This is a genomic window from Citrobacter sp. Cb023, assembly GCF_030336805.1.
Classification (GTDB): Bacteria; Pseudomonadota; Gammaproteobacteria; order Enterobacterales; family Enterobacteriaceae; genus Citrobacter; species Citrobacter braakii.
This window is the reverse complement of record NZ_JAOWCV010000025.1, coordinates 29,901-54,844: the sequence shown is the minus strand read 5'-3', so window position 1 is coordinate 54,844 and position 24,944 is coordinate 29,901. Positions and strand designations below refer to the sequence as shown.

Genomic DNA, 24,944 nt, shown 5'->3' with positions numbered 1-24,944 from the left:
CGGGATAGTACACATGATGAAAGACGTCCGGGAGCTGGTTACGTTGTATAGCTATGTGGGCACTCATAACCCCTACTGGCGTTTGTCAGAGGATTGCAACATCCTGCATTTCTCTATCGACGAAGCGTCAGAAGCTGATCAGACCATCGAATTATTACCTGAACAAGCCGATCGCATTCGCGAGATGACGGTGATCACGTCAAGTCTGTTAATGACGTTGCCCATTGAAGATGACGACATTCCCGTGCATCTGGTCGGTCGAAAAATCAATAAGCGCGAATGGGCTGGTAGCGCATCCGCCTGGGATGACACCCCTTCCGTCGCCCGCGATCTGGCCCACGGCCTCTCTTTTGCCGAACAAGTCGTTTCCGAAGCCAATTCCGTTATTGTCATTCTTGACCGCATGGGCAACATTCAGCGGTTTAATCGCCTGTGCGAAGAGTACACCGGCCTCAAAGAACGTGAAGTCATTGGTCAAAGTGTATTCACATTATTTATGAGCCGTCGTGAAGCGGCGGCTTCACGGCGCAATATTGAGGTCTTTTTTCGCGAAGGTAACTCGTATGAGGTTGAACGCTGGGTCAAGACCTGCAAAGGCCAGCGTCTGTTTCTGTTTCGCAATAAATTTGTGCATAACGGTAGCGGCAAGAACGAAATTTTTCTGATCTGTTCCGGGACCGATATCACTGAAGAACGCCGCGCGCAGGAACGACTGCGGGTGTTGGCAAATACCGACTCCATCACTGGATTACCAAACCGCAACGCAATTCATGAACTGATCAGCAATGCAATTGAGAACGCGGGCGATACGCAGGTCGGTATTGCGTACCTCGATCTGGATAACTTCAAAAAGGTAAACGATGCCTACGGGCATATGTTTGGCGATCAGCTACTACAAAGCGTGTCGCTGGCAATCCTCAGTTGCCTCGAAGACAACCAGATCCTGGCGCGGTTTGGCGGCGATGAATTCATTGTTCTTGCCACCGAAACATCCCAGGGCACACTGGAAGCCACCGCATCACGCATTCTGACGCGTCTGCGCCAGCCCTTCCGCATCGGTCTGATTGAAGTCTATACCGGATGCTCTATTGGTATATCCCTCGCACCTCAGCATGGTCAGGACTGCGAGAGCGTCATTCGTAACGCGGATACAGCCATGTACACCGCGAAAGAAGGCGGCCGTGGGCAGTTTTGTGTTTTTTCTCCGGAAATGAATCAGCGGGTATTTGAATATCTGTGGCTGGATACTAATCTGCGTAAGGCACTGGATAACGATCAACTGGTTATCCATTATCAGCCAAAGATAACCTGGCGCGGTGAAGTGCGCAGCCTGGAGGCGCTGGTTCGCTGGCAATCTCCGGAACGCGGCCTCATTCCACCGCTGGAGTTTATCTCCTACGCCGAAGAATCGGGGCTCATCGTCCCGCTGGGGCGTTGGGTTATTCTCGACGTTGTGCGCCAGGTCGCGAAATGGCGCGACAAGGGAATAAACCTGCGCGTGGCGGTAAACGTTTCTGCCCGCCAGCTCGCCGACCAGACGCTGTTTACCGCACTTAAGCAGGTACTTCACGAGCTCAACTTTGAGTATTGCCCCATCGATGTTGAATTAACGGAAAGCAGTTTGATAGAAAATGAGCAACTGGCGTTGTCAGTCATTCAGCAGTTTAGCCAGTTAGGAGCGCAAATCCATTTGGATGATTTTGGTACCGGTTATTCGTCGCTGTCTCAACTGGCCCGCTTCCCGCTAGATGCCATTAAACTGGATCAGACCTTTGTCAGAGAGATCCACAAACAATCCATTTCACAATCGCTGGTACGGGCCATAGTTGCGGTAGCACAGGCGCTCAACCTGCAGGTCATCGCCGAAGGCGTGGAAAGCGCGAAAGAGGATGCGTTTCTGACCAAAAATGGCGTCAATGAGCGTCAGGGGTTTTTATTCGCCAAACCAATGCCAGCCGCCGCATTTGAACGTTGGTATCGCCGCCACCTGAGTAAAAAACTGCGCTAATGCAGAGAGAATGAAGGCGATAAATAGCCATAAATGGACATTACTTGACGACGCTATCCGCATGTAATCACAGAATATATAATATTCTTCAATCGTTCAGGTTAATACTATTTTTCCCTTCTCTTTTGCCATGAAATTCTGCATCATGAAATTCAAACTCTATTGCCATTAGGATGACGACCATGTCTGATATCGACGCTCAGCGTCTGGCCGAACGTATTGATACCGTGCTGGATATCCTCGTTGCAGGTGATTACCACTCAGCCATCCACAATCTTGAAATTTTGAAAGCTGAACTGTTAAACACGGTCAAAGAAGATGCCGAATCTTTGGCGAAAAAGCAGAAGGCACCATGGGAGATCTGATGACAGTGATCTTTTGATGTCGCTGCTATCAGCAAACTGCAGATAATGCAGTTTCCGTTTAATTTCCGATACGATATCGCAATAAAATTAATACTATGAATTCCCGACAACAATCTATTTTGCAGATGGTGACCGATAAAGGTCAGATGAGCGTCGCCGATCTGGCAAAAGTCACCGGTGTCTCCGAAGTGACGATTCGACAGGATCTGAACACGCTGGAAAAACAGAGTTACTTACGCCGAGCCCACGGTTTTGCTGTTTCATTGAACAGCGATGATGTTGAAACGCGCATGATGACCAATTTCACTCTGAAACGTGAACTGGCTGAATTCGCTGCATCTCTGGTCAGTCCAGGCGAATCCGTATTCATTGAGAATGGCAGCAGCAATGCACTTCTGGCCAGAACGCTGGCAGAGCAAAAAGATGTCACCATCATCACCGTGAGCAGCTACATTGCTCATCTGCTCAAAGAAACGCCCTGTGAAGTGATACTTCTCGGTGGAATTTACCAGAAAAAAAGTGAGAGCATGGTCGGCCCCTTAACTCGCCAGTTTATCCAGCAGGTACACTTCAGTAAGGCCTTTATCGGCATTGACGGCTGGCAGGCTGATACCGGTTTTACCGGACGCGATATGATGCGTTCTGACGTGGTTAACGCGGTGCTGGAAAAAGGCGCAGAAGTTATTGTGTTGACCGACAGCTCAAAATTCGACGCCATTCACCCTTACACGCTGGGTCCATTAGAGCGATTCAGCCGCGTAGTAACGGACTCCAGACTCAGCGCCAGCGTACAAATGCAGCTCGAACATTCAGGATTAATCGTCAATATCATTGATGCCCACGCATAAAATCTTCAGTAGATGGTTTGTCAGCAGACAAATCATCTGCTCTCTGAGAGTTATCTGACAATCCAATTAAGACTATTTACCTGTCGTTAACAGGATAAAGTCGTAAAATTAATGTTAGCGATATAACAGGAACGAACCTCCAACTTCAGGATAGTGTTTGTAATGACTTCGCTAAACGGTTTCACGGAAATATCTTCGATAGTCTTAATTTGACGCTATCCTTAAAGAACACTGGATTCCGTGAATCAATAATTCAGGAGAAAGTATTATGTTAGTAACGAGCAAAAAAATGACCGCTGCCATTCTGGCGATTACTCTGGCAATGTCGCTGAGTGCCTGCTCTAACTGGTCCAAACGAGATCGTAACACCGCAATCGGTGCTGGTGCAGGTGCAATAGGTGGTGCAGTCCTGACTGACGGCAGCACGCTGGGTACGCTGGGTGGTGCTGCAGTAGGTGGTATTATTGGCCACCAGGTGGGTAAATAATCTACGGTTAAACGGCTCGATATAATAATACGTTTACTTTTTCAGGTCTGTATTATTAAAAAGCCACGGAAAGTTTCCGTGGCTTTTTTATTAACCGCCAGCCAGTTTAACTTTCATTCCTTTAGCTTCCAGCAGCGATTTAATCAGGTCGCGTTTATCCCCCTGAATTTCAATCACGCCATCTTTCACTGCTCCACCGCAACCACACTTTTTCTTCAGTTCTGCGGCTAATTTGGTCAGTTCGGCATCGTCTTGATCAATACCGGTAATCAGGCACACGCCCTTCCCTTTGCGACCACTGGTCTGGCGCTGGATACGAACAATGCCATCGCCTTTTGGACGCTCAGGCGCTGTTTTCGGTTCATCAATACGCCCGGAGTCCGTAGAGTAGACCAGACGAGAGTTTGAGTCGTTCATTTACGCACCTCGTTTCAGGGAAGCATTGATCATCTTAAGCGTCTGCGCGGGATCAGCCGACTGGGTGACCGGACGACCAATCACCATGTAATCCACACCTGCTAACTGCGCCTGTTCCGGTGTCATAATACGACGCTGATCGCCCGCCTCGCTGCCTTCTGGACGAATCCCCGGCGTCACCAGCTTAAATGACTGGCCCAACGCCTGCTTGAATCGCACCGCTTCCTGAGCTGAGCATACGACACCATCCAGACCACAATTCTGGGTTAAGCGCGCCAGTCTTTCAGCATAATCTGCAGGTGACAACGTCACGCCGAGATCGGCGAGGTCGCTGGCTTCCATACTGGTCAGAACCGTCACGGCAATCAGCAGCGGCGCGTCCTGGCCAAAAGGCACTAAGGCTTCACGGGCTGCAGTCATCATACGCGCCCCGCCAGAAGCGTGAACGTTAACCATCCAGACACCAAGTTCAGCAGCAGCGGCAACTGCATGTGCGGTGGTATTGGGAATATCATGAAATTTCAAATCAAGAAAGATGTCAAAACCACGCTGTTGTAGATCGCGAACCAACTGAGGTCCAAAAAGCGTGAACATCTCTTTGCCCACTTTCAAACGGCAATCACGAGGATCAATTCTGTCGACAAAAGCTAATGCTTTATCACGATTAGAATAATCGAGAGCGACAACGACAGGAGAATCGGTAACAGCACGAGAAGAAGATGAAGCAGTAAACGTCATGACCAGACCTTCTTGAGGATGGGCGCCCACGGCGGCGCGAAATGGGTAAACGGCGTGCATTCTACCTGCGGTAATAGAAAATTAACAGGCGCGATTACATTTCTGCCAGGCGAACCGGCAACGGAGGTTGAGGATGGATCTATTACACCCCAACAGTATGTTGTAACTAAAATGAGATTTTTTAAAAAATTACAGCCCATCAAGTCCGCGAATGGGCTTAATGGTTGACCATGAACGGCAGGATGGACAGTGCCAGTACAGCGTATACGCTGTAAAACCGCACTTCTGGCAGCTGTAACGCGGTTTACTACGTACCTGCTCTCCGACCATATCGCGCAGAACCATCAGGCTCTCTTTGGCACGCCCTTCTTCGGCTTCGTGGAGATGATAATCCATCAGCTTGTGGAACACGCGCATCGTAGGATGACGTTGCAGCTGACGAGTGATATAGACCTGAGCGGTATCAGCCCCCTCACGCGCCTCAAGAATATCAGCCAGCATCAGTTCGGCGGCGGCACCAGTATTCTCCTCGACGGCCCGACGTAAAAACTCCGCCCACTCATCGTTTTTCCCCAGATGCTGGTAGCAGCTTTGCAGCATTTCCAGCGTTTCGCTGACCAGCTCTTTATCCTGGGAAATGACCCGTTGCAGGCTTTCAACCGCCTTCGCGTAATCACCTTTTTCCATGTACACGCGACCCATCATGATGGATACACGTGCACTGTTTTTGTCTGCCGCGGCGCCTTTTTTCAACAGCGTCATGGCGCGATCCATATCGTCGCTGCCCATTTGCTGTAAGGCCAGTTCGCAGTAGAAGTGGGCTATCTCATTACGCTGTTTGTCTTTGCCGAGTTTTACCAGACGCTCTGCTACATCAATGGCTTTTTGCCATTCGCTGGTGGCCTGATAAATTTGCAACAGTTGCTGTAATGCGCCAACCCGAAAATCAGTTTCATCGGTAAGCTGATTGAACATGTCTTCCGCGCGGTCGTACAGTCCCGCGGCCATGTAGTCGCGCCCCAGCTGTTGCACGGCCAGCAAACGCTGCTCGTAGGTCAGCGAGGCACTTTCCATTAACGTTTGATGGATGCGGATTGCGCGATCGACTTCACCGCGAGAGCGGAACAGGTTTCCGAGGGTGAGATGAGCCTCAACGGTGCCTGTGTCCTCTTTTAGCATATCAAGGAACAGATCCACCGCTTTATCTTGTTGATTGCTCAGGAGGAAGTTAACCCCGGCGACATAGTCACGAGAAAGACGGTTAGCTTCATCCTGCTTGGTTTGTTGCGCACTTCTGCGACCCATATACCACCCATAGGCAGCGGCTACAGGTAAAAGCAGAAACAACAACTCCAACATAAATAATTATTCCTTCACAACCGACGAATCGGCAGATACCGCAACGTCGGTCGCAGGCGCAAGCTGGTTTTCCAGTCGTTTGATTTTACGTTCGGCGCGCGCAAGAGACACACGAACCTTCAGCCAGAAAAGGCCGCAAATTAGCCAACCAATCGCAAACCCTGCGGCAAACAATACAGCAAGCAGCGTAGAGATACGATACTCACCCTGAGCCAGCAGGTAATTAAACGTAACCTGTTGATCGTTTTGCGCACCCAATGTCACCGAAATAACAAAAATCGCCAACACCAGTAAGAAAATGAGTAAATATTTCACATTACTTCCCGTTATGTGGTTTGAGCGAATAAATCGTGTCCAACTTACCGCGTTGAGCCCTTTAAATTACCATTTTCACAACGAGTGCGAAACGGAAAAGCGCTTTCCACTTTATGATTTAAGGGCAAAATTTCAAAAATCAATCATCGCTAGCTTTCTTGTTCTCGCTGCGCGATTTCTTTTTTCTCCTGCACTTGTGGGGTTAATGGTCCGCATACCCGCTGTGCAAGCCAGGTTGCCAGCGTCACCAGCAGCCACGAAATCAGCGTTGCCACCACCAAATCACGGGGCCAGTGCATGCCTAACAGCAAGCGGCTGCCCATCACGCCGGTCGCCCAGATCAGCAAAAATACAATCGTCAGCGTACGTCTGCGCGGCCATAACAGCCCTACGCCCAGTAAAGCCCAACTGGCGGCAAACATCGTATGTCCGGACGGAAAGGCAAACCCCGTTTCTTTTTGCCAGTGCTTGCGTAAAAACGTTGGAATATCCTGCTGTTCGGCCAATTGTTCTTTGACTAAATGCCCACGATCTTTACGTTTTAAAGTGTAGAACTCATCAACCGGAATATGGTGCGTTTTTTCCAACCACACGACAAAAGGTCGCGGTTCTTGCACCCTGTCTTTTACCCAGGACTTCACGCCCTGTCCCACTAAAATCGCCGCTGCCAGAATAGCAAACAGCATTACCGCGGCTTTAAGACGAAAACGCAGGCACCACAGAAACCATGCACAAAGCGCAACGTGAGTGATAATTCCCCACGGCTGCGTCACCGTTTCCGTTACCCAGTACAAGGTCTTTAACCACCAGACATTGTGCCCCGGCTGCCAGCTCCAGCCTGATACCCATACGGCAACCGGCATGATAAGTAGCAGCCCGGTCCCCACTGCGGTGCGCTTTGCAATAGACAGCATTGCCTCTCCTTTCATCGATAAGTATCACAATCATAACTGAAAAATTCACACGTCGGGAAAATTGACAATTTTGTGCCATTCCAAAAGCGAATCCGTGGTCGCGATTAGGTGAACGTCGTTGCCTTATGGCAAAATAGTGTAATACAGAACAGAAGCCGACAGGCGAAGGCACGACGAGTGCCAGCATAATCTGGAGAATTACATGCAGCTTAAACGTGTGGCAGAAGCCAAACTGCCAACCCCCTGGGGTGATTTCCTGATGGTGGGATTTGAAGAACTGGCAACCGGACACGATCATGTCGCACTGGTTTTTGGCGATATCACAGGCCAAACACCTGTCCTGGCACGCGTCCACTCCGAATGTCTGACCGGCGATGCGCTGTTTAGTCTGCGTTGCGATTGCGGTTTCCAGCTTGAAGCGGCCCTCACCCACATTGCTGAAGAAGGGCGTGGCATTCTGCTTTATCACCGTCAGGAAGGACGCAACATTGGTCTGCTCAACAAAATCCGCGCTTACGCGTTGCAGGACCAGGGTTATGATACCGTTGAAGCGAATCATCAGTTGGGATTTGCGGCAGACGAGCGCGATTTCACGCTGTGTGCCGATATGTTCAAGCTGCTGGGCGTGGATGCGGTACGTTTGCTGACCAATAACCCGAAAAAAGTAGAAATCCTGACCGAAGCGGGAATCAATATTGTTGAACGCGTGCCGCTGATCGTGGGCCGTAATCCAAAAAATGAACATTATCTGGACACCAAAGCCGCCAAGATGGGACATTTGCTGGGCAAATAATCGTTGTCACCGCCTATCAAAAAGCCTGCTCTCGCAGGCTTTTTTGCATTTTAATTCAACATATTACGAATCACGTAGTGCAGAATGCCGTCGTTTTGGTAATACGTTAGCTCCGTCGCGGTATCAATGCGACAGCGGCATAGAATCACCTCTTTACGCCCATCTGCGCGTACCATACTCACCGGAACTGTCGCCCCCGGTTTAATGTTTTGTAGGTCCGTAATATCGATCGCTTCCTCACCGGTTAATCCCAGCGTTTTACGCGTGACGCCCTGCGGGAATTCCAGCGGTAAAATGCCCATGCCAATCAGGTTAGAACGGTGAATTCGCTCAAAAGACTCTGCGATAACCACGCGAACTCCCAGCAAACGTGGGCCTTTCGCCGCCCAGTCACGGCTGGAGCCGGATCCATATTCTTTCCCGGCAATCACCGCCAGAGGCACGTTCTCCTGCTGGTATTGCATGGCCGCATCATAAATAGCTACCACTTCGGTTCCCGGCAAATGACGCGTCATGCCACCTTCCACGCTAGGTACCATCTCATTGCGAATACGAATATTGGCAAAGGTACCACGCATCATCACTTCATGATTCCCGCGTCGTGAACCGTAGGAGTTAAAATCTTTACGCTCAACGCCATGGCTTTGCAGATAACGCCCCGCTGGGCTGTCTGGCTTAATACTGCCGGCAGGAGAAATATGGTCGGTGGTAACAGAATCTCCGAGCATCGCCAGAATACGCGCACCGTGAATGTCCTGAACCGGATCCGGCGTAGCCTGCATACCATCGAAGAACGGTGACAAACGGATATAGGTCGAGTCAGACTGCCAGCCATAGGTATCAGCGCGATCAACCTGGATTGCTTTCCATTCTGGCGTGCCTTCAAAGACTTCAGCATACTCTTTGTGGAACATGGCGGTAGAGACCTGCTCAACGGCGCGGGCAATTTCCTTGGCTGTCGGCCAAATATCTTTCAGATAAACGGGATCGCCTTTTCTGTCATGGCCTAACGGATCTTTCGTCAGGTTGATATTCATATTCCCCGCCAGCGCATAGGCCACCACCAGCGGCGGAGACGCCAGCCAGTTGGTCTTCACGAGCGGATGGATACGACCTTCAAAGTTACGGTTTCCAGAAAGCACTGCCCCAACTGTAAGATCGCCTTTTTTGATGGCTGTTTCGATAGGATCGGGTAAGGGTCCAGAGTTGCCAATACAGGTGGTACAGCCATAACCCACAAGATTAAATCCCAGCTCATCAAGGTACGGAGTGAACCCAGCCTTTGCCAGATAATCGGAAACCACCTTCGATCCTGGCGCCAACGAGGCTTTCACCCATGGCTGACGTTTCAAACCAAGCGTGACGGCTTTTTTCGCCAGCAGCCCCGCCGCCATCAATACGCTTGGGTTTGAGGTGTTGGTACAAGAGGTGATAGCGGCTATCACCACCGCGCCGTCCGGCAGCTTATACTGCTGACCGCTCATGGTATAGTCCACTGGCTGACGGTCTTTCAGCGAGCTATTCACCTCGAGTTCATTACTCGCCGAAAAGGCTTTCGGCACATCAGCCAGCGCCACCCGATCCTGCGGACGCTTCGGTCCAGCAAGGCTTGCCTCTACGCTGCCCATATCCAGCTCCAACGAACTGGTAAACACAGGTTCATCCCCTGGGTTACGCCACATTCCCTGCGCTTTGGCATAGGCATTGACCAACTCAACCTGTTCCTCACTGCGCCCGCTCAGACGCATATACTCAAGGGTAATGTCATCGATCGGGAAGAAACCGCAGGTTGCGCCGTATTCCGGTGCCATGTTCGCAATGGTTGCTCGATCGGCCAGAGGTAAGGTGTCCAGCCCATCACCGTAGAATTCAACGAATTTACCGACTACACCGTGCTTACGCAGCATCTGGGTGACGGTCAGAACCAGGTCGGTGGCAGTGATACCTTCCCGCAGTTTACCCACCAGTTTAAAGCCCACAACATCCGGGATCAGCATTGAGACCGGTTGACCCAGCATTGCCGCTTCAGCTTCAATGCCTCCAACGCCCCAGCCCAGCACACCGAGACCATTAATCATCGTGGTATGGGAATCGGTACCGACCAGTGTATCGGGATAAGCCACCCACTCACCGTCCTGTAACTCGCTCCAGACAGCTTTGCCAAGATATTCAAGGTTAACCTGGTGGCAAATCCCCGTACCCGGCGGTACAACGCTGAAGCGACTAAATGCCTGCTGTCCCCATTTCAGGAACACATAACGTTCATGGTTACGTTCCATTTCCAGGCGCACGTTTTCTTCGAAAGCATCATCATCACCGAAACGATCCACCGTTACCGAGTGATCAATGACAAGATCCACTGGCGAAAGCGGATTCACTTTTGCCGTATCCCCACCCAGACGTTTTACCGCTTCGCGCATGGCGGCGAGATCGACCACCGCCGGCACGCCGGTAAAATCCTGCATCAGAACACGAGCAGGTCGATAGGCAATTTCTCGATCGGCATGGGCGGTCTTCAGCCAATGCGCAAGCGCATGAATATCATCTTCGGTAACGGAATTACCGTCCTGCCAGCGAAGCAGGTTTTCCAGCAAAACTTTTAGCGATTTCGGTAAACGGGTGATATCACCCAGTGATTTAGCGGCCAGCGGCAGACTGTAGTAACGGTAGGTTTTATCTTTAACCTGCAATGTGTCCTTACTGGCTTCTCGTAGGGTCGACGACATAGCTCCTCCTTAATGACAGGGTTGGATCCCCTGATTTTCCTCAGGGTTAGTATTAAAGATAACACAAACAAAATGTAACGCTTTGATAACAACTCAAATTGATAAAAGTGGAGGGCTACAAAAGGGGCAACTGAAGTATCTGGCGAGGAGAAAGGTTTAAGCGGTCAAGGTTAATACGGTGATAAGCATGGCTCATCACGATTGCCCGGAATAAAATATTTGTAGTACAAGACAACGAACTAATTATAATTATAAAATTCGTATCAATTATTGTTTCTGTTCATCATCATCCGCAAACAGATCGATAAACGCCCGTTGTTCAGGAGAGAGTTTCCAGGTCGCTGGAATATTCGGCTTATTCTCTGCGCTGCGTTGACTCTCTTGTTCATGGTCATCCGGAGATGGCATCACGGTGGAGCGTTGTTCCAGTGTGGACATGACCTACCCCCACACATTCCAGGCCACGAGCGCGACAATAATCCAGAACACGGCAGAGCCAAGAAACACAGCGAACCAGGCTTTACGTTTCATGACGGGATCCCGGCGTGCTGGCTGGTTTCCTGAAGGCATCGCTAACCTCATACTATCGAAATCACTTATCATTTAAGCACCAAACAATCGGTACAATTAATCATCAGATAGGAGGAATCCTAATAAAAAAGGTCAAAAAAAGCCAGTTAATTTTCATACTCGACCTGATAAATAAATTAATTATTTGATCGGTTATAAATATTTGAGAGGGGTTTTTGGCGTCCTTACTAATTTGAAACTACTTTAGCAAGTGTTTACCATAAACAATATATGGTTAATATATAGAGGAAAAATATTGAATAGATTCAGACTCTGCCGTCGGTATCGCTTTATGTTTGAGGATACCGACGAGGTAACAGCCGTTATTATTTCTCAGGCAATTTAATATCTTTAAACATGGCTTCAATATCGTCGTTGGAACGTAGCGCCACCGCCGTATCCACCACATCACGCGTCAGATGCGGCGCGAAACGTTGAATAAAATCATACATGTAACTGCGTAAAAAAGTGCTGCGACGAAAACCAATCTTGGTGGTGCTATGGCTGAAGATATCATGGGCATCAACGCGCACCAGGTCAGGGTCGGAGACAGGATCAACCGCCATACTGGCAATTACCCCCACGCCGAGGCCCAGGCGTACATAGGTCTTAATGACATCGGCATCGGTCGCGGTAAAAACTATACGCGGCTCCAGACCCGCACGGTTGAACGCGGTGTCCAGTTCCGAACGTCCGGTAAATCCGAACGTGTAGGTCACCAGCGGATACTGCGCCAGTTCTTCAATGGACACGGCGGATTTGCCCGCCAACGGATGGTCTGGCGTAACGACAATCGAACGATTCCAGTGGTAGCAAGGCAGCATCACCAGATCGTCATACAGGTGCAGGGCTTCCGTCGCGATAGCAAAATCGGCATTCCCTTTCGAGACGGCTTCGGCGATCTGCGTCGGCGATCCCTGGTGCATATGCAATGAGACGCGTGGATAACGCTCAATAAAGCCTTTAATAACGTTTGGCAAAGCGTAACGCGCCTGAGTGTGCGTGGTGGCGATATACAGTGAGCCTTTGTCCGGCCAGGTATGTTCGCCAGCGACGGACTTAATGGCGTCCACCTTCGACAAAACTTCTCGCGCAATTCGAATGACTTCCTGCCCCGCTGGCGTAACCTGGGTCAGGTGCTTACCGCTACGGGCAAAAATCTGGATGCCAAGTTCATCTTCCAGCATACGAACTTGCTTACTGATACCTGGCTGCGAGGTATAAAGCCCTTCCGCCGTTGAGGAGACATTAAGGTTGTGGTTCACCACCTCAACAATGTAGCGAAGCTGCTGTAATTTCATGTTAAGCCATCCCGATTTGCGCCATCAAATCATCGTTTCAGAGCAGGCTCGTTGGCGCTGCTAATACGATTTAATAATAAAAAGTGTGTTAACTATAACCACTATATCATTTCTATGTGAGCTGTATAGGGATGACAAAAAATAATACGCCAGAAACAAAAAGGGCCGCTTACGCGACCCTTTGAGGAGAAACTCAGCCGGAATGCTGTTATTTCTTCCCTTCAACCCATTTACCGTCAACGAAGAACGCGGACCAGCCGGTCGCCTTACCGTCTTTCTCCGCAGCAACGTATTGCTGCTTGGTTTTACGGCTGAAACGAACCATGGACTTGTTGCCGTCCGGGTCAGTCTGCGGCGCATCTGCCAAATAGCGCAGTTTTTCCGGCAGACGATCGCGGAAGCGGTACAACTCTTCAACCAGCGGCGCACGTGTCTCACGTGATTTCGGGAACGTATTTGCCGCCAGGAAGATACCTGCAGCACCATCACGTAACACGAAATACGCATCAGATTTTTCACACGGCAGTTCTGGCAACGGAACCGGATCCTCTTTCGGTGGAGCAACTTCACCGTTACGCAGGATCTTACGGGTATTTTTGCACTCGTCGTTGGTACACGCCATGTACTTGCCGAAACGTCCCATTTTCAGGTGCATTTCAGAGCCACATTTCTCGCACTCAACGATAGGACCGTCATAACCCTTGATGCGGAATTCGCCTTCTTCGATCTCATAGCCGTCGCAGGTAGGGTTATTACCACATACATGCAGCTTGCGCTTGGGATCGATAAGGTAGCTGTCCATCGCCGTGCCGCACTTCTGGCAGCGACGTTTGGCGCGCAAAGCGTTGGTTTCCGCATCGTCGCCTTCCAGCACGTTCAGCACTTCGTTTTCCGGCACCAGGTTAATGGTGGTTTTGCAACGCTCTTTCGGGGAAAGCGCATAGCCAGAACAACCCAGGAAAACGCCGGTGCTGGCGGTACGAATACCCATCTTGCGACCGCAGGTTGGGCAATCAATGCTGGTCAGCACCATCTGGTTCGGACGCATACCGCCCTCTTCAGGATCTTTCTCGGCTTTATCCAGTTGCTGAGTAAAATCAGTGAAGAAGTTGTCGAGTACGCCCTTCCATTCGGCTTCGTGATTTGCCACCTGGTCGAGGCTGTCTTCCATCTGCGCGGTAAAGTCGTAGTTCATCAGTTCGCGGAAGTTTTCTTCCAGACGATCGGTGACGATTTCACCCATTTTTTCAGCGTAGAAGCGACGGTTCTCAACGCGAACATAACCGCGATCCTGAATCGTAGAAATGATCGACGCATACGTGGATGGGCGACCAATACCACGTTTTTCAAGCTCTTTCACCAGCGAAGCTTCACTGAAGCGCGCAGGCGGTTTGGTAAAGTGTTGCGCAGGTGTCAGTTCGATGAGCGTCAACGTATCGCCTTTATCCACCGCTGGTAAAATGCGGTCTTCATCGCCCTTACGCAGCGCAGGCATCACTTTCGTCCAGCCATCGAAGCGCAGAATACGACCACGCGCCTTCAGACGGAAATCACCCGCGCCCACCGTCAGCGTGGTGGAATCATATTTAGCAGGCGTCATCTGACAGGCAACAAACTGGCGCCAGATCAGCTGATACAGTTTTTGCGCATCCGCTTCCATATCTTTCAGCGATTCCGCCTGAACGGCGACATCGGAAGGACGGATAGCTTCGTGCGCTTCCTGCGAGTTCTCTTTGCTGGCGTATTGGTTCGCGCTCTCCGGCAGATACTTTTTGCCGAAATTATCGCTGATGTAATCGCGAACCATGTTCACCGCATCCTGGCTCAGGTTGGTTGAGTCAGTACGCATATAAGTGATGTAGCCCGCTTCATACAAGCGCTGCGCCATCATCATGGTTTTCTTCACGCCGAAGCCCAGACGCGTGCTGGCGGCCTGCTGTAGCGTGGAGGTGATGAACGGCGCACCCGGCTTGCTGCTGGTCGGCTTATCTTCGCGTTCCAGAACGCTGTAGCGCGCTTTTTCCAACAGGCTAACGGCGGCAAGCGTTTGTTCCCGGTTGACCGGACGGAACGGTTTATCATTCTGATGCGTCACCTCAAGCGGTAACGCGTCACCGCCTGGCGTGGTCGTGTTAGCATTAATTTCCCAGAACTCTTCAGGAACGAATGCTTTGATTTCGCGTTCACGCTCAACCACCAGACGCACGGCAACCGACTGTACGCGGCCTGCTGACAGGCCTCGCGCAATTTTTTTCCACAGCAGCGGCGACACCATATAGCCCACAACACGGTCCATAAAGCGGCGCGCCTGTTGCGCATTGACGCGGTCGATGTTCAGCTCGCCCGGCTTTTCAAACGCCTGACGAATAGCGTTTTTGGTAATTTCGTTAAACACCACGCGACTGTAGCGGGTGTCGTCGCCGCCGATCACTTCCCGCAGGTGCCACGCAATGGCTTCCCCTTCGCGGTCAAGGTCGGTTGCGAGATAGATGTGGTCGGCTTTTTCAGCCAGTTGCTTCAGTTCAGAAACAACTTTTTCTTTCCCGGGCAGCACTTCATAGCGCGCATCCCAGTTGTGCCACGGGTCAACACCCATACGATTGACGAGAGCGCCACGTTCATCCTTTTTGGGCTTTTTAGCCGTTTTGGTGGAGGTTGAGTCGGCGCTCTTTTTAGTTGCTGAGCCACTGGTCGGCAAATCACGGATATGACCGACGCTGGATTTCACCACGTAGTCATTACCCAGATACTTGTTGATCGTTTTGGCTTTTGCCGGGGACTCAACGATGACAAGAGCTTTACCCATATTCACCTTTACCTAATTTGATTCTTCCAGAATGCGTCGCACGTTGATTCACCTTCCACTGGCGACGAGACATCGATATGGTCTCTGCGTCGGCGGATATCAACCCTTAAACTGATTCGCGCTTGTAATGTAACTCTCATGTAACTGAGTTAACAGGCTTTTTCGCTCACAAACGCTATAGCACGACGGAGTATTGGTCGAATGTCAAGCAAATCTGTTGCCAGATTGACGAAAGCGTCACACTGTACCTGATAAAATGCGTTACGCAACTTTATTAGCATGCAAAAACAAATCTCGCCACTTGCAACACTGTCGTAAGACCTTCATTTAAGTCAGGGAATATTTGCCCATAAGCCGGGCTCGGCGTAGACTAATGTCCTTGTTTAAGGAGTAAATAATGCATAAAGACACTCAACCCATCGATCGCGAAACACTGCTGATTGAAGCCAACAAAATCATTCGTGAGCATGAGGACACGCTGGCGGGGATTGTCGCCACCGGCGTAACGCAGCGAAATGGCGTGCTGGTTTTCAGCGGAGATTACTTTTTAGACGAGCAAGGGCTACCGACGCCCAAAAGTACGGCGGTGTTTAATATGTTTAAACATCTGGCGCACGTACTTTCTGAAAAGTATCACTTGATCGATTAACACGAGAAATGATTTGCCGGATGACGGCTGCGCCTCATCCGGCAATTACAATTTTACATCAGCGGTTTTTGTCCTCGCTGCCACCAACGCATCAGTAAACGATCGGCGCTCTCGGCGGCACTGCCGGTAAAACGGTCCATCAGTTTTTTACGCTGCAGATAACGTACGTTCAATACGTCACGACCGTCCATCAGTCCGAGGATCACCTCATCACTGGTATTGATCTCATCCACCAGCCCGTTGGCCAGCGCCTGTTGACCAAACCAGTGCTCACCCGTGGCAACCTGTTCAATGTCCAGAGCCGGACGCATGCGCTGTACAAAATCTTTAAACAGATGATGGGTTTCGTTCAGATCTTCGCGGAATTTCTGCCGCCCTTCTTCCGTGTTTTCACCAAGTAAGGTCAGCGTACGCTTATACTGTCCGGCGGTGTGCAGTTCGATATCAATATCTTTCCCTTTCAGGAAGCGGTGAAAGTTCGGGATCTGTGCCACAACGCCAATAGAGCCGACAATAGCAAACGGCGCCGAGACAATTTTATCCGCCACGCAAGCCATCATATATCCGCCGCTCGCAGCGACTTTATCTACCGTAACGGTCAGCGGGATCTGCTTATCGCGCAGACGTTGTAACTGGGACGCGGCCAGGCCATAGCCGTGTACTACGCCGCCCGGACTTTCCAGACGAACCACGACCTGATCCTGGGGTTTAACGACCGCCAGCACTGCCGTCACCTCTTCGCGTAATGCGCTGACCTCATGGGCATCCATACTGCCTTTAAAATCAAGTACCCATACCCGTGGTTTATCAGATGACGTACTGTCTCCCAGTTTCGCTTTTGCCTTAGCGGCCTTCGCCTCAAGTTTGTGTTTCTTTTTCTGCGCCTTATGCCAGAATTTTTGCTGATGCCCATCCAATAAAGCCAGCGACAGGTCTTCTTTCATCTCTTTATATTGATCGCTGAGATTAATAACCCGCAATTCCCCACGCTGACGTTTGCGTTGTGTCGCGTTTACGATCAGCATAACTACCACCGCAATAGCCACCACGACAGTGACAATTTTTGCCAAAAACAACCCATATTCAGACAACAATTCCACGTGACCCACCTTGGTTAAACAACGCTACTTTCGCTCAGTGTACAACAGCCTTGTTAACCCGTCTTGCTTCATCCATTCAGTAAAAAGCATGACAACGCGTTCATTTTGCGGTGTTATTGCCTTTGGCTGATTGAAAAAGAACAGGGTTTAAGGCATAAAGCCCAAAAGTTATCGCGAACGAGATGGCCAGGACGTCGCCGAGGAGTAGCCGTGCATTATCAACCGAAACAAGATCTTCTACAGGACCGCATTATTCTGGTCACCGGTGCCAGCGATGGTATCGGGCGTGAAGCCGCACAGACCTACGCGCGTTACGGCGCGACCGTGATTCTGTTAGGGCGTAACGAAGAAAAACTGCGTCAGGTTGCCCGCTCCATCGCCGAAGAAAAAGGTACGCAACCACACTGGTTCACGCTGGATCTGCTCACCTGTACGTCTGACGAATGCCACCAGCTCGCACAGCGCATTGCCGCGCATTTCCCGCGTCTGGATGGCGTATTGCATAATGCCGGATTGCTCGGTGACATTTGCCCGATGAGCGAGCAAAACCCGCAGGTATGGCAGGACGTGATGCAGGTAAACGTGAACGCCACCTTTATGCTGACTCAGGCATTGCTGCCGTTGTTGCTCAAATCCGATGCCGGATCGCTGGTCTTTACCTCCTCCAGCGTCGGTCGCCAGGGGCGCGCCAACTGGGGGGCATACGCCACCTCCAAATTTGCTACCGAAGGAATGATGCAGGTTCTGGCTGATGAATATCAGAACCGCCACCTGCGCGTAAACTGTATCAATCCTGGTGGAACGCGTACCGGCATGCGAGCCAGCGCGTTCCCGACGGAAGATCCGCAAAAATTGAAAACCCCCGCCGATATTATGCCGCTGTACCTGTGGCTGATGGGCGATGACAGCCGCCGTAAAACCGGTATGACTTTCGATGCCCAGCCGGGCCGTAAACCAGGAATCGCCCAATGAGTGAAGAACGCTATCAGCAGCGCCAGCAGCGCGTAAAAGACCGGGTTGACGCCCGTGTTGCCGCCGCCAAAGACGAGCGCGGGATTATTATTGTGTTCACCGGAAATGGTAAGGGTAAAACCACCGCCGCATTCGGTACCGCCACGCGCGCAGTAGGCCACGGTAAAAAAGTCGGCGTAGTGCAATTTATTAAGGGGACGTGGCCAAACGGTGAACGAAACTTACTCGAACCCCACGGCGTTGAGTTTCAGGTCATGGCGACAGGATTTACCTGGGAAACGCAGAACCGCGAGTCCGACACCGCAGCCTGCATGGCCGTATGGGAACACGGCAAGCGGATGCTGGCCGACGCAGAGCTGGATATGGTGATACTGGACGAGCTGACCTACATGGTTGCATACGACTATCTGCCACTCGACGAGGTCATCAATGCCCTAAACGCGCGCCCTGCCCATCAAACGGTTATTATCACCGGTCGTGGATGTCATCGCGATATTCTGGAGTTAGCGGATACGGTCAGCGAACTGCGGCCGGTTAAGCACGCCTTTGAAGCGGGCGTGAAAGCCCAGATGGGGATCGATTACTGACAGTAGGCCGGATAAGGCGCTTACGCCGCATCCGGCTCCACGCTAACGCCTGATGGCGCGTTGCTTATCAGGCCTACTCATGATTAACCGTTGTTGCTGCGACCGCCCGGACGACGGCTGCCGCCAACCTGAGAGTGGCGCTTCACCGCACGGCGGATCTGGTTTGCCTTCATACGGCGACGATCTTTCTCGACGGCAACTTTAGAGGTGGTTTCCGGCTTCAGTTCCACCAGTTCACGCAAATAGTTGGTCTGCGCGAGGTCAAGTTCCGTCCAGCCGCCACGCGGCAGGCCCTTCGGCAGTGGGATATCACCGTAACGTACACGGATAAGACGACTTACCTGCACGCCCACGGCTTCCCACAGGCGACGGACTTCACGGTTACGCCCTTCGGTCAACGTGACGTTATACCACTGGTTGATCCCTTCACCGCCGCTGAACTTGATCGTTTTAAATGCGGCCGGACCATCTTCCAGCTGCACGCCACGACTCAGATCGCGCAATTTCGCGTCATCAACCTGACCAAACACACGCACCGCATATTCACGTTCAACTTCGCGGCTTGGGTGCATCAGACGGTTCGCCAGTTCGCCATCGGTGGTAAACAGCAGTAAACCACAGGTATTCACGTCCAGACGTCCCACGGCAATCCAGCGCGCATCGCGCAGTTTTGGCAGACGATCAAACACGGTCGGACGACCTTCCGGGTCGTTACGGGTACACAGTTCACCTTCTGGCTTGTAATAAGCCAGAACACGGCAGATTTGCTCCGCAGATTCTTTCACCGAAATCAGATGACCGTCGATACGGATTTTCAGACCCGGCGTAACTTCAACGCGATCGCCGAGCGTGGCAATTTTGCCATCAACACTCACGCGACCCGCGGCAATTATGGATTCAATTTCACGGCGAGAACCGTGGCCAGCGCGCGCCAGCACTTTTTGTAACTTTTCGCTCATAGAGCTTCCTTTAGATGTCGCCTTCACAGGCGTCGAACAGGAGAATCAACGGCGCCAGTCAGCGCCATTTTAAGGCCGCGTAGTATAGCGGTTCGCGCCCTTATAAGAAAGGTTTAACGTCGCCGACGCCTTCGCGCAATACCACCGGGGAATCATCGGTTAAATCAATGACCGTGGTTGGCTGCTGGCCGAGATATCCACCGTGGATAATCAAATCCACCACTTTCTCCAGACGATCTTTGATTTCTTCCGGATCTGACTCGGTAAATTCGCTGCCCGGCAGCATCAGTGATGTAGAGAGCATAGGCTCGCCCAGCGCTTCCAGCAGCGCCAGCGCAATCGGATTCGAGGGTACACGCAAGCCGATGGTCTTACGTTTTTCCTGCAACAGTCGACGTGGTACTTCTTTCGTCCCCTTCAGGATGAACGTGTAGTTGCCCGGCGTGTTGTTTTTAATTAAACGGAAGGCCACGTTGTCGACAAACGAATAGGTCGACAGTTCGGACAGGTCACGACACATCAGCGTAAAGTTGTGCCCGTCCGGCAGGTGACGGATGCGACAAATGCGCTCCATTGCGCCTTTATCTTCAATTTTGCAACCCAACGCATAGCCGGAATCAGTTGGATAGACGATCACCCCTCCTTTACGCACGATTTCAACGGCCTGATTGATCAGGCGCTGCTGTGGGTTTTCGGGATGAATATAAAAAAACTGGCTCATACTTTCCTCTCTGTGGTCTCGGGCTGTTCCCAAAGTTGCCAGACGCCTTCTACGCCTGCGGGCAACCAGAGTTTACGACCCAGCTCAATCCATGGGCAGGGTAGATGAAAATCAGACCCTTGCGATGCCCACAGTTGATGCTGACGCGCAAGCGTCGCCAGATGGGTGCGTTCATTGGGAGACTGCTGGCACTGTGCCACTTCCATCGCGTCGCCGTGATGTTCAGCAAAATGCGCAACCAGTCTTTTCAGCCACTTAGCGCTAAGATCGTACCGCCCAGGATGAGCCAGAACTGCCTTACCGCCAGAATGATGAATGACATCAATAGCTTGTTCTATTGTACACCACTGTGGCGGAACGTAACCGGTTTTCCCACGAGCAAGATATTTTTTAAAGACATCCGCCATGGTTGTGGCTTTTCCGCATTCCACCAGGAAACGCGCGAAATGCCCCCGAGTGATCGCCCCGCCATCAGCCAGGCGTAATGCCCCTTCCCACGCGCCGGGAATATGCGCTTTGTCGAGTCGTTCAGCAATCAGGCACGCGCGCTGCTGACGACGTTCCGTTTGCTGCGCCAGAAATTCGCACATCATTGGATGGACGATATCAATGTTCAGACCCACGATATGGATCTCATGGTTTTCCCAGACTGTTGATATCTCGACGCCAGGGATCAAATTTAACGCTAAACCCGCACGTGAAATTTCTTCTCTTGCCGCCGCAATACCCGCTGTGGTGTCATGATCGGTGATCGCCAGTGTACCGACTCGCATCTCTACCGCACGGTGTACTAAGGCTTCTGGCGTTAATCGCCCATCGGAGGCTGTAGTATGACTGTGCAGGTCATAAATCACTGCGTAATTCGTGTCGCTCAATGCGGCTCCCGTTTCACTAAATGTCTTAACCCGCTCATCATAGCGGTTTAGACAAATATACTGAAATCAGGTGTTGACTTTATTCCATCGAACTAGTTAACTAGTACGCAAGTTCACATGAAGAAGGTATCTGAGATGAAAGCAACATTTGTTCTGCACGGTTGGTGGCGCACTTCCTGATTTCGGGCAGTGTCTTACGTCTGCAATATGCAACCAGATACCCGGCCCGCCAAATGAGCGGGCTTTTTTTTGAACAAAATTAATGAGAATAACGATGCAAACACAAAAACCGACACTCGAACTGCTTGCCTGCGATGCCGCCTACCGTGAAAATCCGACGGCGCTGTTTCATCAGGTGTGTGGCGCACGTCCGGCAACGCTGCTGCTGGAATCTGCCGATATCGACAGCAAAGACGATCTGAAGAGCCTGCTGCTGGTCGACAGCGCATTACGCATTACCGCCATCGGTGACACTGTCACCATTCAGGCATTATCCGCTAACGGCGCATCGCTGCTGCCGCTGCTGGATGCTGCCCTGCCAGCGGGTGTTGAGAACAAACAACAGCCGAATGGTCGCCATCTGCGATTCCCTGCCGTTAGCCCGCTGCTGGATGAAGACGCCCGCTTATGTTCCCTGTCCGTATTTGATGCCTTCCGTTTATTGCAGGAGCTGGTTAATGTTCCTGCGCAAGAACGTGAAGCGATGTTCTTCGGCGGTCTGTTTTCCTACGACCTGGTTGCCGGTTTTGAAGATTTACCTCAGCTTGAAGCGGGCAACCGTTGCCCTGACTACTGCTTCTATCTGGCAGAAACGCTCATGGTTATCGACCACCAGAAGAAAAGCACCCGCATTCAGGCCAGCATATTTACCCCCAGCGATGCAGAAAAACAGCGTCTTAATGCCCGTCTGGCGCAACTGAGCCAGCAGCTTACCGAACCTACGCCGCCGCTGCCCGTCACTGAAGTTCCGCACATGCGCTGCGAATGCAATCAGAGCGATGAAGAGTTTGCCGCCGTGGTTCGTGGTATGCAAAAAGCCATTCGCGCTGGCGAAATTTTCCAGGTGGTTCCATCCCGTCGTTTCTCGCTGCCCTGCCCGTCACCGCTGGCGGCCTACTATGTGCTGAAGAAAAGTAACCCTAGCCCGTACATGTTTTTTATGCAGGACAACGATTTCACACTGTTCGGCGCCTCTCCGGAAAGCTCGCTGAAATACGATGCCACCAGCCGGCAGATTGAAATCTATCCGATTGCCGGGACCCGCCCACGCGGTCGTCGTGCGGACGGTTCACTGGACCGCGATCTCGACAGCCGTATTGAGCTGGAGATGCGTACCGATCATAAAGAGCTTTCCGAGCACCTGATGCTGGTAGACCTGGCGCGTAACGACCTGGCGCGCATCTGTACGCCCGGCAGCCGCTACGTTGCTGATCTCACCAAAGTGGATCGTTATTCCTTCGTTATGCACCTGGTTTCCCGCGTAGTCGGCGAGCTGCGTAGCGATCTGGATGTGCTGCATGCTTACCGCGCCTGTATGAACATGGGCACGCTAAGCGGCGCGCCGAAAGTTCGCGCCATGCAGCTTATCGCCGAGGCCGAAGGCCGTCGTCGCGGCAGCTATGGCGGCGCAGTAGGTTACTTCACTGCCCATGGCGATCTGGATACCTGTATTGTGATTCGTTCCGCCCTCGTGGAAGATGGTATTGCCACCGTACAGGCTGGCGCCGGAATTGTTCTGGATTCCGTTGGGCAGTCAGAAGCCGATGAAACCCGTAATAAAGCGCGTGCGGTTCTGCGTGCTATCGCCACCGCACACCACGCACAGGAGACCTTCTAATGGCTGATATTCTGCTGCTCGATAATATCGACTCTTTTACCTATAACCTGGCAGATCAGCTGCGTACTAACGGTCATAACGTGGTGATTTACCGCAACCATATTCCGGCCCAGACATTAATAGACCGCTTAGCGACCATGAAAAATCCGGTGCTGATGCTCTCTCCAGGTCCAGGTGCGCCAAGCGAAGCGGGCTGCATGCCGGAGCTATTAACCCGCCTGCGCGGCAAGCTGCCGATCATCGGCATTTGTCTGGGGCATCAGGCCATTGTCGAGGCCTATGGTGGATACGTGGGACAGGCGGGGGAAATCCTGCACGGCAAAGCGTCCAGCATTGAACACGACGGTCAGGCAATGTTCGCCGGTCTGGCAAATCCGCTGCCGGTGGCGCGCTATCACTCGCTGGTTGGCAGCAACGTTCCGGCCGGATTGACCATCAACGCCCACTTTAACGGCATGGTGATGGCGGTACGTCACGATACCGATCGCGTATGTGGCTTCCAGTTCCATCCAGAATCCATTCTGACCACCCAAGGCGCACGTCTGCTGGAGCAAACGCTGGCCTGGACGCAACAGAAACTCGAACAGACTAATACGCTGCAACCTATTCTGGAGAAACTGTATCAGGCCCAGACGCTGTCTCAGCAGGAAAGCCACCAGCTGTTCTCCGCCGTGGTACGCGGTGAACTGAAGCCGGAACAACTGGCTGCGGCGCTGGTGAGCATGAAAATTCGCGGCGAGCACCCGAATGAAATTGCCGGTGCGGCAACCGCGCTGCTGGAAAACGCCGCCCCGTTCCCGCGACCTGATTATCTGTTTGCCGATATTGTCGGTACCGGCGGTGATGGCAGCAACAGTATCAATATTTCCACCGCCAGCGCCTTTGTGGCGGCCGCTTGCGGACTGAAAGTCGCCAAACACGGCAACCGCAGCGTCTCCAGCAAGTCGGGTTCTTCGGATCTGTTAGCGGCTTTTGGCATCAATCTGGATATGAACGCCGATAAATCCCGTCAGGCACTTGACGACCTCGGTGTGTGTTTCTTGTTTGCGCCGAAATACCACACCGGTTTTCGCCATGCTATGCCGGTACGCCAACAGTTGAAAACCCGTACGCTGTTTAACGTCCTCGGCCCGTTGATTAACCCGGCACATCCGCCGCTGGCGCTGATCGGCGTTTACAGTCCGGAACTGGTGCTGCCGATTGCCGAAACGCTGCGCGTGTTGGGGTATCAGCGGGCAGCCGTGGTGCACAGCGGCGGCATGGATGAAGTTTCCCTGCATGCACCGACCATTGTGGCAGAGTTGCATGATGGCGAAATCAAGAGCTATCAACTGACGGCGGAAGACTTTGGCCTGACGCCTTACCACCAGGAACAGCTGGCTGGCGGCACGCCGGAAGAAAACCGTGACATTCTTAGTCGCTTGTTACAAGGTAAAGGTGAAGCCGCTCATGAAGCTGCTGTTGCCGCGAATGTCGCCATGTTAATGCGCCTGCACGGTGAAGAAGATTTAAAAGCCAATGCGCAAACCGTGATTAATGTACTGCGCAGCGGCGCGGCCTATGACCGTGTCACTGCACTGGCAGCAAGAGGGTAAAT

25 protein-coding genes and 1 other annotated feature are annotated in these 24,944 nt (G+C 51.8%); of the genes, 11 read left to right on the top strand and 14 right to left on the bottom strand.

Translation table 11 applies throughout. From position 1 onward, the window contains the following. Nucleotides 1-16 precede the first annotated feature (16 nt). From pdeR to osmB, 4 genes are all read left to right on the top strand, one after another. Entirely contained in the window at nt 17-2,008 is a 1,992-nt protein-coding gene (pdeR, locus tag OGW44_RS01580; protein ID WP_029139557.1) for a cyclic di-GMP phosphodiesterase, read from the top strand. Between the two features lie 182 nt (nt 2,009-2,190). Further along, nucleotides 2,191-2,373 carry a YciZ family protein gene (locus OGW44_RS01575; RefSeq protein ID WP_016153241.1) on the top strand — a complete coding sequence of 61 codons (183 nt, stop codon included), beginning with the start codon at nt 2,191-2,193 and terminating at the stop codon, nt 2,371-2,373. Between the two features lie 95 nt (nt 2,374-2,468). Further along, the gene (gene yciT / locus OGW44_RS01570; RefSeq protein WP_016153242.1) at nt 2,469-3,221 is read left to right on the top strand and encodes a DNA-binding transcriptional regulator YciT; all 753 of its coding nucleotides are present in this window, start codon (nt 2,469-2,471) and stop codon (nt 3,219-3,221) included. Nucleotides 3,222-3,489: 268 nt separating this feature from the next. After that, nucleotides 3,490-3,708 carry an osmotically-inducible lipoprotein OsmB gene (gene osmB / locus OGW44_RS01565; protein WP_003020583.1) on the top strand — a complete coding sequence of 73 codons (219 nt, stop codon included), beginning with the start codon at nt 3,490-3,492 and terminating at the stop codon, nt 3,706-3,708. A 90-nt stretch (nt 3,709-3,798) separates the two neighbouring features. Here the strand turns inward: osmB and yciH are convergent, their stop codons facing one another. The 5 genes from yciH to pgpB form a co-directional block, all read right to left on the bottom strand. After that, nucleotides 3,799-4,125 carry a stress response translation initiation inhibitor YciH gene (gene yciH / locus OGW44_RS01560; protein ID WP_016153243.1) on the bottom strand — a complete coding sequence of 109 codons (327 nt, stop codon included), beginning with the start codon at nt 4,123-4,125 and terminating at the stop codon, nt 3,799-3,801. Next, nucleotides 4,126-4,863, bottom strand: a complete 738-nt coding sequence (pyrF, locus tag OGW44_RS01555; RefSeq protein ID WP_137367080.1) for an orotidine-5'-phosphate decarboxylase — start codon at nt 4,861-4,863, stop codon at nt 4,126-4,128. A 189-nt stretch (nt 4,864-5,052) separates the two neighbouring features. Further along, nucleotides 5,053-6,222 carry a lipopolysaccharide assembly protein LapB gene (lapB, locus tag OGW44_RS01550; RefSeq protein ID WP_047417273.1) on the bottom strand — a complete coding sequence of 390 codons (1,170 nt, stop codon included), beginning with the start codon at nt 6,220-6,222 and terminating at the stop codon, nt 5,053-5,055. Between the two features lie 6 nt (nt 6,223-6,228). Then, nucleotides 6,229-6,537, bottom strand: a complete 309-nt coding sequence (locus OGW44_RS01545; RefSeq protein WP_006684318.1) for a LapA family protein — start codon at nt 6,535-6,537, stop codon at nt 6,229-6,231. Between the two features lie 149 nt (nt 6,538-6,686). Beyond that, complete coding sequence (gene pgpB / locus OGW44_RS01540; protein WP_141895320.1) at nt 6,687-7,451, bottom strand: phosphatidylglycerophosphatase B; 765 nt, start codon at nt 7,449-7,451, stop codon at nt 6,687-6,689. 202 nt (nt 7,452-7,653) lie between these two features. Between pgpB and ribA the strand changes: the two genes are divergently transcribed. Next, nucleotides 7,654-8,244, top strand: coding sequence for a GTP cyclohydrolase II (ribA, locus tag OGW44_RS01535; RefSeq protein WP_016153247.1), 591 nt, complete (start codon nt 7,654-7,656; stop codon nt 8,242-8,244). Nucleotides 8,245-8,294: 50 nt separating this feature from the next. Here the strand turns inward: ribA and acnA are convergent, their stop codons facing one another. The 5 genes from acnA to topA all read right to left on the bottom strand — a co-directional run bounded on the left by acnA (nt 8,295) and on the right by topA (nt 15,647). Further along, the gene (gene acnA / locus OGW44_RS01530) at nt 8,295-10,970 is read right to left on the bottom strand and encodes an aconitate hydratase AcnA (protein WP_185654649.1); all 2,676 of its coding nucleotides are present in this window, start codon (nt 10,968-10,970) and stop codon (nt 8,295-8,297) included. A 267-nt stretch (nt 10,971-11,237) separates the two neighbouring features. After that, nucleotides 11,238-11,408: a YciX family protein gene (locus tag OGW44_RS01525; RefSeq protein ID WP_016153249.1), complete on the bottom strand. Its 171-nt coding sequence runs from the start codon at nt 11,406-11,408 to the stop codon at nt 11,238-11,240. A 3-nt stretch (nt 11,409-11,411) separates the two neighbouring features. Then, on the bottom strand, nt 11,412-11,573 hold the full coding sequence (locus OGW44_RS01520) for a YmiA family putative membrane protein (RefSeq protein ID WP_465251200.1): 162 nt from the start codon (nt 11,571-11,573) through the stop codon (nt 11,412-11,414). 293 nt (nt 11,574-11,866) lie between these two features. Then, nucleotides 11,867-12,841, bottom strand: a complete 975-nt coding sequence (gene cysB / locus OGW44_RS01515; protein ID WP_016153251.1) for an HTH-type transcriptional regulator CysB — start codon at nt 12,839-12,841, stop codon at nt 11,867-11,869. A gap of 208 nt (nt 12,842-13,049) precedes the next feature. Then, complete coding sequence (gene topA / locus OGW44_RS01510; RefSeq protein WP_049269474.1) at nt 13,050-15,647, bottom strand: type I DNA topoisomerase; 2,598 nt, start codon at nt 15,645-15,647, stop codon at nt 13,050-13,052. Between the two features lie 397 nt (nt 15,648-16,044). On the opposite strand from topA, the gene OGW44_RS01505 reads away from it, so the two are divergent. After that, nucleotides 16,045-16,296, top strand: coding sequence for a YciN family protein (locus tag OGW44_RS01505; protein ID WP_003020616.1), 252 nt, complete (start codon nt 16,045-16,047; stop codon nt 16,294-16,296). A gap of 53 nt (nt 16,297-16,349) precedes the next feature. Here the strand turns inward: OGW44_RS01505 and sohB are convergent, their stop codons facing one another. Further along, on the bottom strand, nt 16,350-17,396 hold the full coding sequence (gene sohB / locus OGW44_RS01500) for a protease SohB (protein ID WP_016153253.1): 1,047 nt from the start codon (nt 17,394-17,396) through the stop codon (nt 16,350-16,352). Between the two features lie 210 nt (nt 17,397-17,606). Here sohB and OGW44_RS01495 point away from each other — a divergent pair, with 210 nt between their 5' ends. Together OGW44_RS01495 and cobO are read left to right on the top strand one after the other, a co-directional pair. Then, on the top strand, nt 17,607-18,368 hold the full coding sequence (locus tag OGW44_RS01495) for a YciK family oxidoreductase (protein WP_016156651.1): 762 nt from the start codon (nt 17,607-17,609) through the stop codon (nt 18,366-18,368). Next, nucleotides 18,365-18,955: a cob(I)yrinic acid a,c-diamide adenosyltransferase gene (cobO, locus tag OGW44_RS01490; RefSeq protein WP_019076877.1), complete on the top strand. Its 591-nt coding sequence runs from the start codon at nt 18,365-18,367 to the stop codon at nt 18,953-18,955. Before OGW44_RS01495 ends, cobO begins: the two co-directional genes overlap by 4 nt. A gap of 83 nt (nt 18,956-19,038) precedes the next feature. On the opposite strand, the gene rluB is transcribed toward cobO, so the two are convergent. From rluB to rnm, 3 genes are all read right to left on the bottom strand, one after another. After that, complete coding sequence (gene rluB / locus OGW44_RS01485) at nt 19,039-19,914, bottom strand: 23S rRNA pseudouridine(2605) synthase RluB (RefSeq protein WP_006684306.1); 876 nt, start codon at nt 19,912-19,914, stop codon at nt 19,039-19,041. 100 nt (nt 19,915-20,014) lie between these two features. Then, a complete protein-coding gene (locus OGW44_RS01480; RefSeq protein ID WP_016153256.1) occupies nt 20,015-20,635 on the bottom strand; it encodes an L-threonylcarbamoyladenylate synthase in 621 nt (206 codons plus the stop codon). Beyond that, a complete protein-coding gene (gene rnm / locus OGW44_RS01475; protein ID WP_185654650.1) occupies nt 20,632-21,510 on the bottom strand; it encodes an RNase RNM in 879 nt (292 codons plus the stop codon). The genes OGW44_RS01480 and rnm overlap by 4 nt, the downstream gene beginning before the upstream one ends. Before the next feature lie 135 nt (nt 21,511-21,645). Between rnm and trpL the strand changes: the two genes are divergently transcribed. The 3 genes from trpL (at nt 21,646) to trpD (ending at nt 24,942) form a co-directional block, all read left to right on the top strand. After that, on the top strand, nt 21,646-21,690 hold the full coding sequence (gene trpL / locus OGW44_RS01470) for a trp operon leader peptide (RefSeq protein ID WP_012905981.1): 45 nt from the start codon (nt 21,646-21,648) through the stop codon (nt 21,688-21,690). Further along, nucleotides 21,667-21,761, top strand: a sequence feature (Trp leader region). It overlaps the preceding gene by 24 nt. Nucleotides 21,762-21,784: 23 nt before the next feature. After that, a complete protein-coding gene (locus tag OGW44_RS01465) occupies nt 21,785-23,347 on the top strand; it encodes an anthranilate synthase component 1 (RefSeq protein ID WP_185654651.1) in 1,563 nt (520 codons plus the stop codon). Continuing rightward, entirely contained in the window at nt 23,347-24,942 is a 1,596-nt protein-coding gene (gene trpD / locus OGW44_RS01460; RefSeq protein ID WP_185654652.1) for a bifunctional anthranilate synthase glutamate amidotransferase component TrpG/anthranilate phosphoribosyltransferase TrpD, read from the top strand. Before OGW44_RS01465 ends, trpD begins: the two co-directional genes overlap by 1 nt. Nucleotides 24,943-24,944: the final 2 nt, after the last annotated feature.